Below are 13448 nucleotides of genomic sequence, written 5' to 3'. Positions count from 1 at the left end.
ATAATTAACGGAACAACCATTGCCCCATACCGAAAACTAAGACTAAACACTAACCACTACTTCTTCTTAACCGCTTCTACCAATTCCAATTCATCCAGACTCACTTTCGAGGTAAACATGCCGTAATTCACAACCGCTTTGTTTTTCTCAATCTTATCGATGCTTCCCACTGATTTTCCGTCTAGCATTCGTACGCGGTCGCCCACTTTTAAAATGGCTTTCGGCTTGACAACTACGGGTTTTAGTTTCTTTTCTTTCTTTTCCTTGCGAATTTCTTCTACGTGAACTGTAATTTCTTCAATGACTTCTTTTTTCTTTTCAATAATCGCTTTAGCCTCTTTTGGAGTGGCTTTTTTGCGCTTGGAGTTTTCTATTTCTACAATTTTCAAAAACTCGCCAATAAGGTCTTTTTTGTTTTTATTGTTGAAATATTTCTCGGCTATATCTTCAATTTTTTGACCAATGTAAATCGTCTTCTGATTGCTATCGTACAATTCCTGATAGCTTTCCAGTTTTTGTTTGATTTTGACATTGATATTCTCCATTTTCTTGCCTTCCTCACGCGCTCTGGTTTCTTCTTCTTTCAGCGTTTGAGAGGTTTTTTCCATTTTGGAGCGCTCTTTTTGCAAGGTTGCAATGGTTTTATCAAAGCGGACTTTTCCCACTTCAATTTTTTTCTTGGCTCGGTTGATTAAACTAAAAGGAATTCCGTTTTTTAAGGCCACTTCAAAAGTGAATGAACTTCCCGCTTGCCCCAAAACCAATTTGTACATGGGTTCCAATGATTTTTCATCAAATAGCATGTTGGCATTCGTCGCATATGGCAGTTCGTTGGCAAGAATTTTTAGATTTGAATAATGGGTCGTAATCAATCCGAAAGCCTCTCTGTGATAGAATTCTTCTAAGAAGATTTCGGCTAAAGCCCCACCCAATTCGGGATCAGACCCAGTACCGAATTCATCAATTAAGAACATGGTTTTTGAATTACATTTTTTTAGAAAATAGTTCATGTTCTTCAATCGGTAACTGTATGTACTTAAATGGTTTTCAATAGATTGATTATCTCCAATATCTGTAAGAATGCGATCAAATAAAAACGTTTCGCTACGTTCATGAACAGGGATTAACATTCCGGATTGCAACATCAACTGCAATAAACCGACGGTCTTCATCGAGATGGTTTTACCACCGGCATTGGGTCCAGAAATAACAATAATTCTGTTTTCTTGGCTTAATTCTATAGTTTGCGGATGTGTAATTTCCTGTTTCTGTTTGTTATTCAGGTACAAAATAGGATGGTAAGCATCTCTGAAATAAAGACGACGCTCTTCTGTAATGGTAGGCAAAATTCCGTTGATTCTATCGGCATATTTTGCTTTGGCCGCAATCACATCAATATCACTCAGGAAATCTTGGTATTGAATCAACAAAGGCAAAAAAGGACGAGTGGCATTCGATAATTGTTTTAGGATTCGGGTGATTTCTTCTTTTTCTTCATATTCCAGATTACTCAATTCTCTAGAGTAATTCAAAGTAGTTTCGGGTTCTATATAAGCAATGCTTCCTGTTTTTGAACTGCCTAAAATGGTTCCTCTCACTTTTCGACGGTACATGGCCAAAACGGCTAAAACGCGACGATTTTGCACAAAACTTTCTTTTATATCATCCAAATATCCTAAACCATTGTATTGGGTCAAGGCAATTCCAAAACTCTGATTCATTTTGCCACGAACCAAATTCATATTGCGTCGAATGTTCAATAATTCTGGAGATGCATTGTCTTTGATCTCTCCATATTTATCAACCACTACATCTACAAGGCTGATTATTTCTTTGGTATGTTGAATTCCGGAACTTTTTGCAGAAAGATTCGGATAATAGTCATTGAATTTATTCAAAAATGCCAAAAGGACATTCGTAGTTTCGGAGATGGTGGCTATTTTTCTAAAACCACCCACTTCAAGAAAGCTATCCTCAATACTCAGAAATTTGATTTCGTAAGTTATAGCATCAAAGCCATGATTTGGAATGGCATTGTTATTTTGAAAAGAGGCAACATACTCTGAGGTTTGCATTAAAGCACTCATCAAGGTTTCTTTGTCTCTAAATGGAATTATTTCTAAGGCTTTTTGTTTCCCTATATCCGTGTTGCATATAGATGAAATGGTTTCAAGAACGGTTGGGAATTGTAAATCTTGTAATGTTTTTTCTGTAATAGAGATCATTTTCTAGTATAAGTTGCAAAGGGTCAAAGTTACAAAGTTTAAGAGAGGCAAAGTAATTTGAAAGTATTATTTTTTATCTTTGTTAGATGAAATCGCTATGATTCAAACTTAAATCTTGGGAATAAAGAATAGCGATACTATGTTCCAATAAAAAACAAATAGTAGATTAGCATGAAAAAAGATGAAATAATCAATACTTTGCAAACAGACAAACAATTCCTAAAAGAAAATTATGGAGTTGTAACGATTGGTTTGTTTGGCTCTTATGCTAAAGGATTAGAAAAACCGGATAGTGATATTGATTTTTTTGTTGAATTTAATGAGCCTTCTTATAGCTTATTGATGGGTTTGTATTCTTATTTAGAAAATAAATTAAAATCTAAAATTGAAATTGTTAGGAAGGGACCACATGTATCGGAGCGTTTTTTAAACAATATTAAAAATGATTTGATTTATGTATGATGATGTTTATAAATATTCACTAGAAACTATTTTAGAACACGTCAATATTTGCAATAAAAGATTTTCTGAAATTAATATCCCAACCGATTTTGTTTCCACAGAATACGGAAAAACATTACTAGATGCTATTGTTACTCGACTTCAGGCTATTGGAGAAAATGTAAAAAACACTTCCAGAAAACATAATTTATTACAGAGTAATTATCCTGAAATGGAGTGGAACAAAATTATTCGTTTTCGAGATTTTATTTCCCACCATTATGAAATGCTAGATTACGAAATTGTTTATGAAATAGGCAAAAATTATTTGCCTAAATTAGAATTTGTTATAAAAACTGAACTTGCTAAATTCGAATAAGAATGCAAATCAACTTAATTCCTTCTTGGCAAACCGTATTATCTGATGAAATTAAAAAGCCTTATTTTCAGGATTTGATTCAGGCTGTTGATTTAGAATATCAAAATTCTACTTGTTTCCCTCCAAAAGAGTTGATTTTTTCGGCTTTTAACAATTGCTCTTTAGAGAATTTAAAAGTGGTGATTATTGGTCAAGATCCTTATCATGGAGAAGGAGAGGCTAACGGTTTGTGCTTTTCAGTAAATGATTCGGTTAAAATTCCGCCATCGTTGCGTAATATTTTTAGGGAAATGAACAACGATTTAGATTCTATTTTTATGCCAACATCCGGCAATTTAGAATCTTGGGCAAAACAAGGGGTTTTACTTTTGAATGCTTCACTAACCGTGAGAAAAGATAGTCCGAATAGTCATAAACATCTTAAATGGAATCTTTTTACGGATGCTGTTATTCAAAAAATTTCAGAAGAGAAAGAAAATGTGGTTTTCATGCTTTGGGGTAATTTTGCAAAAAAAAAAGGGGCTAAAATTGATCGGGAAAAGCATTTGGTATTAGAATCCGGGCATCCTTCGCCTATGAGTGCCAATCAAGGGAAATGGTTTGGGAATAAAAATTTTAGTCAAGCTAATGAGTATTTAAAAAAGAATGATTTAGGAATGATTGATTGGTTGTAAGTGTAATCAATTTGGGATTATCGAACCATATCTATATTTCATTTTACATTCTGCTTTATGCTACTTTAACCTTTGGATTAAACCCAAATTCATCATTAAACTTCTTATCCAAGATAAATTATAATTGACTCTAACCCCGAAGGGGTGTAATGATTCTAGAAATAATTAATTCCATTGTCCAAAAACCCCGTAGGGGTGATATTTATATATATATATGTATGTATGTGTAATTCTGCGGAGGACTATAATCATTGCACCCCTTCGGGGTTTATTTGCAACATCATAAAATTGCTATAATCATTGTACCCCTTCGCGGTTTTGAAGAATAATACAGTTGTAGTTATCTATTACAAAATTTGGATGTAATGCTTTTTTTCTTCTCCAATCTGGATTAGACTAAACGTCTTGGTCACGAGTGAGGGATAGAAGCAAGTTACCTTGTAACGCGGATAGCCCGACCCCGTTAAGAAAATGGGCGATTAAGCGGTATCATAAGTAAGCCCATTTTCTTAACGGGGGCACTCCCAAATGATTTTTATTCCAAAGTTAAAGCTCCCAATATTTCTTCGGACATAAATGGACCTCCTGGATATTTTGCTGTATAATCAAGGTTTAGCCAGACCTGACCACGCTCATCGATGTGATAATTAAGCTGTTTTTTATAGCTTTCTTGTGCAAATAAAACATTTTTTACCAAGTAATTGACATTCTCCAGATCTTTCATAGAACCTATCCAAATTTCGGGATAGATATGCCCTTTGGTATGAATGAGTCGGGGAGTTCCTCCAATGGCTTTGATGCTGGCAGCCATTAATATGGAATGATCGTCACAATCTCCCGAAAAATAAAGTAGTGACTCGGAGGCTGTTGCTATATAATCGCCATCTTTAGGATCATTTACATAATTCCAACGGCTATTTATTTCTTTGAATACAGCAAAACATTGTATTATATTTCGATATTCTGAATAGCCTCTTATGTTTTTAAAATGTCTTGAAGTGGCAAAAACAGCGAAGTTTCGAACCTTTGGATTTTCGTATTCTATCGCTTTTGTGATTTGTGTCTTATTGGGAAAAGGTAATAATTTGGCAATAATAATATCCTGTGGATACGGGTTGTTGTTCATGGAATACAACATGGAATTGTAATCATCAAAAACACTATTGAAATTAAAATTTCCAAATAAACTGCTGTAAATCAATACCAAGAAATACAGAACGATGCAAATAATAATGATGGTTCGCAAGGAATACAAGGTATAATGAATAACCGCCAAGAGAACAAAGAAAAGTATAATTCTATCCAAACTAAAAATCCAATTTGGATTTATTAAATTTTCATGAAATATTATAAAGAGTGGAATGGTGATTAAAATGCTCAAAACTAAAATAACAAAACTATCCCAAGGTTTTTTCAACTGAAGCTTGGTTTTTACGGTTTGAAAATTAGTTTTGTTAAGTTGTATCATAATACCCAAAAGTAGGGATCTATTGCTTTTCGTAAAAGTACTTTTTTTTATCTATACTTTCTAACGCAAATTATTGATTTAAGATATTGTTTAACATTTTTTAAGAGCCTGTGCGCCTGAGTTACTAAAAATCTAAATTTCCTAGCATCTCAGAAACTCAGATTCTTAGTAACTCCGCAATAACTACACATTAATATCTTTGAAATTATTTAGTATGGCATAGCGAATCATATTAGTAAACGCTTCGTGGTCTAATTTTGGAATTTCAAGAATTGAATTCAACAATGTGGTGTCATATTCGTTGGCATTGGTAATAAAATAAGGCTTTAGATGCTTACCTATACTTTCGTAATACAGTTTCTCGATGGTGTTTTTGTATTTAAAATCCAAGGTGTTTTGTATTAAAGTAAAATTGGTATAACCGACCTCTTTCATGATCAGCTGCAAACCTTTTACAATATTGAAACTTTTGTCGTTTACAATATTAAGCTGCTCGATATCGTCTCTTTCAAACGTATTTACAATCACTTTTGCCACATAATCAACCGGTATGATGTTCAGACCTGTTTCTTCGTTGATGATGAAACGTACATTTTCTTGCTCGCCTTTGCGCTGTGAGGTAAAGTGAAAAAATTTGGCCAAAAGATAAAAAACCATGTATTTTGGAATGAAATAGTTGTTTTCTTTTCCAAGCATTTTCCCGCCAATCACGCTCGGACGCAGAATTTGAAATGGCAATCCCAGCGTTTTACATTCTTGGGCAATGAAGTTTTCCGAATGAAATTTGGCATCTTCATAAGCATTGCGATGCTCTGGAGTGAAATCTAAATTATGAAAATCATTGTCAATTAGTCCGTTTCGAATTCCAGATGAAAAAGCAGTACCGATATAAATGAATTTTTTTATAAAAGGATGAAAAATAGAAAATAACGATTTTGTTATTTTGGCATTCTCATCAAAAATTTTCTCTTTTAAGTCTTCATCCGTAGATAGATTAACGTACCCAGCAGAATGAATAAAATACCCTCCTTTTATTTTTTTAGAAAAGGTATCTTTTATAGAAGCCAAATCAATATCAATGATTTCAAGGTATTCGTGAAGTTTTTTCAGTCCTTTATCTTTAAGTATGTTTGGAGTGTAAGCACTTGACAGCAATTCGTTTATACGATCTAGAGCCGTATTGTTTCCTTTATTTCTGGCAATGATATAAAGTTTGTCATTATTGTTGTTTTTTATAAAAAGTTCTAAAATTTCATACATAATATGAGACCCTAAAACACCTGTAGCACCCGTAAGAATTATTTTCATTATCGTTTTGTTCTAAAATGCAAATGTAAGTCTTATAATTGCTTTTACCACTAATTTATTAGGTTTCCACAAATTGTTAAAAAAGGTAGCCACGAATTGCACGAATTTGCATGAATTTCTTTAAGTATAGTGGCTTTAGTCTAAAAGAATGTTACTAATGAGTTTGTTGTTCATATTAAAAACAGCTAAGTAAATTAGTCTCGTATAGTCCCTACGGGACAATTGACACGGTAAATTTGTTTTTCTACCAACATTTATCTCCTACGGAGCAATATCCCGTAGGGATTAAATGTTGGTAGTTATAAATTTACGCACATGCTGTTGTCCCGTAGGGACTTTACTTGTTCTCATTTAATTGTCGTTTAAATGTATAAACCTATTTTAGGACAAGACACATTATAATAGAAAAAAAATGCGATTAATTTGTGGCGAAAAAAAAATACCTTCAAAAAATACCTAGATAAAAGTATTAATACACAGGCAATTAAAGCGATAAATAGGTAATGCATTTTTCTCGGATAGCCCAAATTTCGTAAAACGAAAAGTTGGATTTGGTATCAATTAACCACTTTTTTACAAAATCCTGATGGTGGTTGATTTTGAATTCTCCAACTTGATAGGGTTCAATCTCAATTTCTGCGAGCAAATCATTCTTTATTTTTTCGAAATTAGAGGATCCTGTTGTATAATCCAATCGTTCGCCATTTATATTCAAATAGCAATGTGCTTCTGGGATGAAATCAATGTTATTGTCGGAAAGAATGGTTCCAATTTTAGTATTGGATTCTTTCATTTTATAGATTCCGATAATCAGTTGAACGTTTGGAATGTTATTTTGATTGGCAATCTCTTTCAAAAAAGCATGTTTAGAACTGCAACTGCCTTTGTTTTCTTTTAAAACCAAAGACAAATCTTCGCGATTGGAGTTTCGACCGTAGGGAATGTTTTTTACGTGTATCAATGCATCATTCCAATTAGAAATGCCTAATTCGAGAAGCTGTTGTGTTAATTCCTCTTTGGAAGTTAAGTTAGCAGTCATAACCTATTTGTTTTCGAGTTCAAACCAATAGCAAGGAATACCGTTCCAGTCAAATTCTGAAACTTGTTGCATTCCGATTTTTTTAAGGATTTTTATGGAACCAGCGTTTTCTTTATTGGTAGAAGCATACATTTTTTGAATCTTCATTTGGTTGAATCCGTAGTCAAGCCAAGCCTTGGCCGATTCATAACCATATCCTTTACCCCAATGCTCTTCAATGAATCTATACCCAATTTCATAAAAATTGACATGATTGTTCTCCGGTTCAGTGATGAATTTTATTCCAGACCAGCCAATCATTTCATTGGTCTCTTTTAAAACCACGGCAAATCGCCCGATACCGTTTTGAGCATATTGGTTTTTTAAGTTTTCAATATATTTTCGACTTTCCTCGATTGAAGAAACTGTATTATTTCCTAAGTATTGATGTACGTTTGGGTTGCTGTCTAAAAGAAATAAAGCCATTTCATCGGTAGGTACTATTTCTCTTAAAATAAGGCGTTCTGTTTCTAAAAGTATATTCATTGTTTTAGTATTTGATTTAAATGATTTGGATTTGGATTATCATGCTTTTGCCTTTAGAGGCGAAATGACAATTCGGAAACCATTCTACACCTAAAGTCATGGTTAAGCTTTAATTTGAAGAATGTGATATTCTAAATGTTCCACATAATCGGTCATTAGAAATTTCAAATCAATTACCGATTCATCATTCATGATAATTTGATAATCGAGTGCTTTTTCATCAGCATTTTTAAAAACCCGAATAATTTGCTTGTTTAATAAAAGCCAAATCTGTGCTAATTCGTTGATATCCATTGTTTGATATTGATTCAAATTAACCAAATCATTTTGACTATAAGGCCTGTGGTGATAAGGCTTTTCTAGATAATTTATTTCTGTAAAACGAACTAAATTATGAACCGCCGAATCTACCAAGTGACCTAAGATTTCTTTTTTAGACCATTTATCAGGATTTTTTGCTTCTAAAACCGTTTTGTCAATTGTTGGCAAGTAAGTCGCATTTTCATCAAGCAACTGCTGAAATTTAAAGATTGTATTTTGCATTTAGATACTATTTGAAAGTTTATTTAAAGTATACTCAATCAATTCATCAACCGCTTTATACGGATCTTCACTAAAAGTTCCGCTAGCACGATTGGCAATAATTGCATTCAACGATAAAGCATGATGTCCTAAAAGAGCCGAAAGTCCATAAATAGCAGCTGTTTCCATTTCAAGGTTGGTAATTCTATTGTCTTCAAAAAGGAAATTATCCATTTTAGAATTTAAGTTGACATCTTGAATATCCAAGCGCAAAACCCGTCCTTGAGGTCCGTAAAAACCTCCAGCAGTTGCCGTGATTCCTTTGTGCATTTTGTCGCTTTCTATTATTTTTTGCAATTTTTCGGAGCACGAAATTGCGTACGGCATACCTTTACGTAAATCCCAATCGGTGTGCTTTACAAAAGCATTTTCCATTTCAATATTAGAAACGGCATCAATCAAGTAGGAGCGGAGCATATTGTCGAGTCCTAATCCAAATTTTGAGAGTACGAAACTATCCACAGGAATATCGGCATGCAAAGAACCCGAAGTTCCAATACGGATAATATTTAGAGAGGTAAGTTTTTCTTTTGGTTTTCTGGTTTCCAAATCGATATTGACAAGCGCGTCCAGTTCATTAATTACAATATCAATATTATCTGGGCCAATACCCGTTGACATCACGGTTAAGCGTTTGCCTTTATAGGTTCCCGTTTGGGTTTTGAATTCCCTTTTTTGGGTCGAAAACTCAATGGTATCGAAATGCTTGGTAATTTTCTCCACCCGATCCTGATCCCCGACAAAAATAATATCGTAGGCAATATGTTCTGGTTTCAAATTAAGATGATACACACTCCCGTCAGGATTGAGTATTAATTCAGATTGTTGTATAGACATTTTATGTTTTTTTAACCGCAAAGCACACAATTCCGATAGCTATCGGGATACGCAAAGTTCGCAGGGGAATATTTAATTAAACTAAAATTCGCAAACTACATTTGCAAACTGTAAACTGAGACTGAATACTTTATTTACCCGCCAACTCGTTTTACCTTAAAACCTTTTTCTTTTAAAATAACCATGATTTTATCACGATAATCGCCTTGAATGATAATCGAATCATCTTTAAAACTACCGCCAACGCTCAATTTCGTTTTAATTTCTTTGGCCAGAATTTTAAAATCCTCGTCAGTGCCTTCATAACCTTCAATTATAGTGGTTGCTTTGCCTTTTCTTTTTTCGAATTTACAAATCATAGGTTCTTTTTGAACGTATAATTCGTGTGCTTCTTTTTCAATTTCTTCTTCAGGAGCTACTTCGTGATCCGGAAAAAGGTTTTTTAATTGGTCTTTTAAATCCATGTTTTTTTGTATGTTTTTTGAACGCTGATGACGCGGATTTGAACTTTATTTAAAATCCGCGTTATCCGCGTTCCTAATTTCTATAAAAGCAAAAAGACATCAAGCGAACTTGACATCTTTTTTACATTATAAAAATAAGAATTATTTTTTAATTAAACCTAAGTCTACTAAACGTTCGTATAAATAATCCCCAGCTGTAATGTCCTCGAACTTTTTAGGGTTTTCAGCGTCAATGCAATTGGCTAAACAATCCAATTTCATATCACTAACCGGATGCATAAAAAACGGGATAGAATAACGTGAAGTTCCCCATAATTCTCTAGGCGGGTTGACCACTTGATGAATTGTAGATTTCAGTTTATTATTGGTATGGCGAGACAACATATCTCCCACATTAATTACCAATTCATCTGGTTCTGCAACAGCATCAATCCATTCTCCATCATGATTCTGAACTTGTAAGCCTTTGCCTTGAGCTCCCATCAACAAAGTAATCAAGTTGATGTCTCCGTGTGCCGCTGCACGAATGGCATTGGCAGGTTCTGCTGTAATAGGTGGGTAGTGAATCGGTCTTAAAATAGAATTACCGTCTTTGGCATATTCATCAAAATAAAACTCATCCAAACCAAGGTGCAAAGCCAATGCTCTCAGGACATAAACGCCTGTTTTTTCCAGCATTTGATAAGCCTCTTTACCTACAACATTAAAGCGTGGTAATTCTTTTACTTCGACATTTTCAGGATATTCTGAAGCGTATTTGGAATCTTGATCCACGTACTGTCCAAAATGCCAAAACTCTTTTAAATCCCCTTCTTTTCTGCCTTTGGCATGTTCTTTTCCAAAAGAAACATAACCTCTTTGCCCTCCAATTCCTGGAATTTCATAACCGCTTTTGGTATCTAATGGTAATGCGAAGAAATTTCTAATTTCTCCATACAATTCTTCAACCAATTGATCGTTTAAAAAATGCCCTTTGAGCGCTACGAAGCCAATGTCTTCAAATGCACTTCCGATTTCATTTACAAATTTTTGTTTACGTTTCGGGTCGTCCGAAAGGAAATCACGCAAGTTAACACTAGGAATGTTTTGCATAGTATGTCTATATTTAATACTTTCGAAGCTTTACAGCTTCTTACGAACAAAGATATAGAATAATTTGTAAAAAATTAGTCCATAGTAATTAGTTAAAAGTGATTAGCCTTTGGATACATCAAAAAAAAGAAGAGTCTATCATTAGAACTATTTTGATTTACGATTTCAAGCTAATCACTAATCACTTAACAGTTACATTTTTATAAATTAGGAACAAATTAAAAAAATATAACAAAAAACATTAAACCTGTTATATTTTTTTATCTTTGAGCTATTCAACAAAAAAGAAAATATGAATTTTGACAGAAAAAACCTTTCCGACGAGAAATTACTAGATTTATATAGAAGAATACTCAAGCCAAGATTAATTGAAGAAAAAATGCTGATCCTTATTCGTCAAGGAAAAGTATCCAAATGGTTTTCAGGAATTGGACAAGAAGCCATTTCTGTTGGTGTTACAGCGGTTTTAGATACCGATGAGTACATTTTGCCAATGCATAGAAATTTAGGTGTTTTCACGGGAAGAGACATTCCGTTATACCGTTTATTTTCGCAATGGCAGGGCAAAGCCAATGGTTTTACCAAAGGTAGAGATCGTAGTTTTCATTTTGGAACACAGCAATATAAAATTATCGGAATGATTTCCCATCTGGGTCCTCAATTGGGAGTTGCAGACGGAATAGCATTAGCCAATAAACTGAAGAAAAACGGAAAAGTAACAGCCGTTTTTACTGGAGAAGGAGCTACTAGTGAGGGAGATTTTCATGAAGCTTTGAATATTGCGGCGGTTTGGGAATTGCCGGTTATGTTTATCATTGAAAATAATGGTTACGGCTTATCTACACCTACAAACGAGCAATATCGTTGTGAAAACCTCGCTGATAAAGGAGTGGGTTATGGTATTGAAAGTCATATTATAGACGGAAACAACCTATTAGAAGTTTATAATTTATTGACTGAATTGAAAGCTTCTATGATTGAAAATCCACGTCCTGTTTTATTGGAGTTTAAAACTTTTAGAATGCGTGGTCATGAAGAGGCGAGTGGTACCAAATATGTCCCTCAGGAATTGATGGATATGTGGGCTGCAAAAGATCCGGTGGACAATTACAGAAACTATCTGACCCAAAATAATATTCTAACGGCAGATTATGATGAAAAAATACGTCAGGAAATCAAAAAGGATATTGACGATAGTTTGGCTATTGCCAATGCTGAACCCGAAATTGAAGCCACTTACGAAGAAGAATTAAATGACGTGTACAAACCGTACACACACGAAGCAATTCATCCTTCGGCAGGAACTGAAAACATTCGTTTTATAGATGCCATTTCCAGTAGTTTACGCCAATCGATGGAACGTCATGAAAACTCGGTTATCATGGGGCAAGACATTGCAGAATATGGTGGTGCTTTTAAAATAACGGATGGTTTTGTGGCGCAATTTGGAAAAGAGCGAGTACGCAATACACCTATTTGCGAAAGCGCTGTGGTTTCTGCAGGTATGGGATTGTCTATCAACGGATACAAAGCCATTGTAGAGATGCAATTTGCCGATTTTGTTTCGACAGGTTTTAATCCAATCGTCAACTTATTGGCCAAATCACATTACCGTTGGTTAGAAAAAGCGGATGTTGTAGTCCGTATGCCTTGTGGCGGTGGTACTCAAGCAGGACCTTTCCATTCGCAAACCAATGAGGCTTGGTTTACCAAAACACCTGGGTTAAAGGTGGTTTACCCAGCATTTCCATACGATGCAAAAGGTTTATTGAACGCTTCTATAAATGATCCTAATCCGGTATTGTTCTTTGAACACAAACAATTATACCGAAGCTTGTCTCAAGAGGTTCCAACTGATTACTATACTTTGCCATTAGGAAAAGCAGCTTTGCTAAAAGAAGGAAATGATGTAACGATTGTCTCTTTTGGAGCAGCAGTACATTGGGCTTTGGATACTTTAGCTAAAAACCCTGAAATTAAAGCTGATGTATTGGATTTAAGAACGGTACAACCTTTAGATACTGAAGCTATTTTTGCTTCTGTTAAAAAAACAGGAAGAGTAATCATTTATCAAGAAGACTCTATGTTTGGTGGTATTGCCAGCGATATTTCGGCACTAATTATGGAAAATTGTTTCCAATATCTAGATGCCCCAGTAAAACGTGTGGCGAGTTTAGATTCTCCCATTCCGTTTACAAAAGCATTAGAAGATCAATATTTGCCGAAAGGCCGATTCGAAAAGGAGTTGAAAGCACTTTTGGAGTATTAAACTATTAAATCATTAATAGAATTAAACAGCCTCGTGATTTCGCAATGTCATTAATATTAAGGTAAATTTGACAAAATGATTACTGATTTTTGATTAACGATTTTTGATTTCAGATCTGATAGACTCCGTAAAAATGATAATCTTA

General features: G+C 34.3%; 13 protein-coding genes. 4 read left to right on the top strand and 9 right to left on the bottom strand.

Translation table 11 applies throughout. The features are described from left to right. Nucleotides 1-56: 56 nt before the first annotated feature. Nucleotides 57-2225 carry a DNA mismatch repair protein MutS gene (locus FNW52_RS09790; RefSeq protein ID WP_143377285.1) on the bottom strand — a complete coding sequence of 723 codons (2169 nt, stop codon included), beginning with the start codon at nt 2223-2225 and terminating at the stop codon, nt 57-59. A gap of 171 nt (nt 2226-2396) precedes the next feature. On the opposite strand from FNW52_RS09790, the gene FNW52_RS09785 reads away from it, so the two are divergent. Genes FNW52_RS09785 through ung form a run of 3 tightly spaced genes read left to right on the top strand, consistent with a single transcriptional unit; the run spans nt 2397 to nt 3719 of the window. Beyond that, a complete protein-coding gene (locus tag FNW52_RS09785) occupies nt 2397-2687 on the top strand; it encodes a nucleotidyltransferase family protein (protein ID WP_143377284.1) in 291 nt (96 codons plus the stop codon). Then, nucleotides 2680-3045, top strand: a complete 366-nt coding sequence (locus FNW52_RS09780; protein WP_143377283.1) for a DUF86 domain-containing protein — start codon at nt 2680-2682, stop codon at nt 3043-3045. The genes FNW52_RS09785 and FNW52_RS09780 overlap by 8 nt, the downstream gene beginning before the upstream one ends. Before the next feature lie 2 nt (nt 3046-3047). After that, nucleotides 3048-3719, top strand: coding sequence for a uracil-DNA glycosylase (gene ung / locus FNW52_RS09775; protein ID WP_143377282.1), 672 nt, complete (start codon nt 3048-3050; stop codon nt 3717-3719). Nucleotides 3720-4254: 535 nt separating this feature from the next. Here ung and FNW52_RS09770 read toward each other — a convergent pair. From FNW52_RS09770 to FNW52_RS09735, 8 genes are all read right to left on the bottom strand, one after another. Continuing rightward, nucleotides 4255-5187, bottom strand: coding sequence for a transglutaminase (locus tag FNW52_RS09770; RefSeq protein ID WP_143377281.1), 933 nt, complete (start codon nt 5185-5187; stop codon nt 4255-4257). Between the two features lie 183 nt (nt 5188-5370). Then, complete coding sequence (locus FNW52_RS09765; protein WP_143377280.1) at nt 5371-6495, bottom strand: SDR family oxidoreductase; 1125 nt, start codon at nt 6493-6495, stop codon at nt 5371-5373. Nucleotides 6496-6979: 484 nt separating this feature from the next. Further along, nucleotides 6980-7534, bottom strand: coding sequence for a hypothetical protein (locus FNW52_RS09760; RefSeq protein ID WP_255515553.1), 555 nt, complete (start codon nt 7532-7534; stop codon nt 6980-6982). 3 nt (nt 7535-7537) lie between these two features. Next, a complete protein-coding gene (locus FNW52_RS09755; protein WP_143377279.1) occupies nt 7538-8059 on the bottom strand; it encodes a GNAT family N-acetyltransferase in 522 nt (173 codons plus the stop codon). Between the two features lie 102 nt (nt 8060-8161). Then, nucleotides 8162-8602 (bottom strand): DinB family protein, encoded by a 441-nt coding sequence (locus tag FNW52_RS09750; RefSeq protein WP_143377278.1) that lies wholly within the window; start codon nt 8600-8602, stop codon nt 8162-8164. Beyond that, nucleotides 8603-9478 (bottom strand): nucleoside phosphorylase, encoded by an 876-nt coding sequence (locus FNW52_RS09745; protein WP_143377277.1) that lies wholly within the window; start codon nt 9476-9478, stop codon nt 8603-8605. A gap of 134 nt (nt 9479-9612) precedes the next feature. Next, complete coding sequence (locus tag FNW52_RS09740) at nt 9613-9942, bottom strand: translation initiation factor (RefSeq protein WP_143377276.1); 330 nt, start codon at nt 9940-9942, stop codon at nt 9613-9615. Between the two features lie 141 nt (nt 9943-10083). Then, nucleotides 10084-11034 (bottom strand): isopenicillin N synthase family oxygenase, encoded by a 951-nt coding sequence (locus tag FNW52_RS09735; RefSeq protein ID WP_143377275.1) that lies wholly within the window; start codon nt 11032-11034, stop codon nt 10084-10086. A 292-nt stretch (nt 11035-11326) separates the two neighbouring features. Here FNW52_RS09735 and FNW52_RS09730 point away from each other — a divergent pair, with 292 nt between their 5' ends. Continuing rightward, entirely contained in the window at nt 11327-13303 is a 1977-nt protein-coding gene (locus tag FNW52_RS09730) for a thiamine pyrophosphate-dependent enzyme (RefSeq protein ID WP_143377274.1), read from the top strand. Nucleotides 13304-13448: the final 145 nt, after the last annotated feature.

It is taken from the genome of Flavobacterium sp. ZT3R18 (genome assembly GCF_007097385.1).
Taxonomy (GTDB): Bacteria; Bacteroidota; Bacteroidia; order Flavobacteriales; family Flavobacteriaceae; genus Flavobacterium.
Note: the sequence above shows the minus strand (reverse complement) of the source record. Positions and strands in the feature narration are given on the sequence as shown.

What these genes read in the sequence shown, in the direction of transcription:
- FNW52_RS09755 (WP_143377279.1), bottom strand. Translation starts at nt 8,059, where the DNA reads ATGAATATACTTTTAGAAACAGAACGCCTTATTTTAAGAGAAATAGTA.
- FNW52_RS09780 (WP_143377283.1), top strand. Translation starts at nt 2,680, where the DNA reads ATGTATGATGATGTTTATAAATATTCACTAGAAACTATTTTAGAACAC.
- FNW52_RS09745 (WP_143377277.1), bottom strand. Translation starts at nt 9,478, where the DNA reads ATGTCTATACAACAATCTGAATTAATACTCAATCCTGACGGGAGTGTG.
- FNW52_RS09750 (WP_143377278.1), bottom strand. Translation starts at nt 8,602, where the DNA reads ATGCAAAATACAATCTTTAAATTTCAGCAGTTGCTTGATGAAAATGCG.
- ung (WP_143377282.1), top strand. Translation starts at nt 3,048, where the DNA reads ATGCAAATCAACTTAATTCCTTCTTGGCAAACCGTATTATCTGATGAA.
- FNW52_RS09735 (WP_143377275.1), bottom strand. Translation starts at nt 11,034, where the DNA reads ATGCAAAACATTCCTAGTGTTAACTTGCGTGATTTCCTTTCGGACGAC.
- FNW52_RS09785 (WP_143377284.1), top strand. Translation starts at nt 2,397, where the DNA reads ATGAAAAAAGATGAAATAATCAATACTTTGCAAACAGACAAACAATTC.
- FNW52_RS09790 (WP_143377285.1), bottom strand. Translation starts at nt 2,225, where the DNA reads ATGATCTCTATTACAGAAAAAACATTACAAGATTTACAATTCCCAACC.
- FNW52_RS09770 (WP_143377281.1), bottom strand. Translation starts at nt 5,187, where the DNA reads ATGATACAACTTAACAAAACTAATTTTCAAACCGTAAAAACCAAGCTT.
- FNW52_RS09730 (WP_143377274.1), top strand. Translation starts at nt 11,327, where the DNA reads ATGAATTTTGACAGAAAAAACCTTTCCGACGAGAAATTACTAGATTTA.
- FNW52_RS09765 (WP_143377280.1), bottom strand. Translation starts at nt 6,495, where the DNA reads ATGAAAATAATTCTTACGGGTGCTACAGGTGTTTTAGGGTCTCATATT.
- FNW52_RS09740 (WP_143377276.1), bottom strand. Translation starts at nt 9,942, where the DNA reads ATGGATTTAAAAGACCAATTAAAAAACCTTTTTCCGGATCACGAAGTA.
- FNW52_RS09760 (WP_255515553.1), bottom strand. Translation starts at nt 7,534, where the DNA reads ATGACTGCTAACTTAACTTCCAAAGAGGAATTAACACAACAGCTTCTC.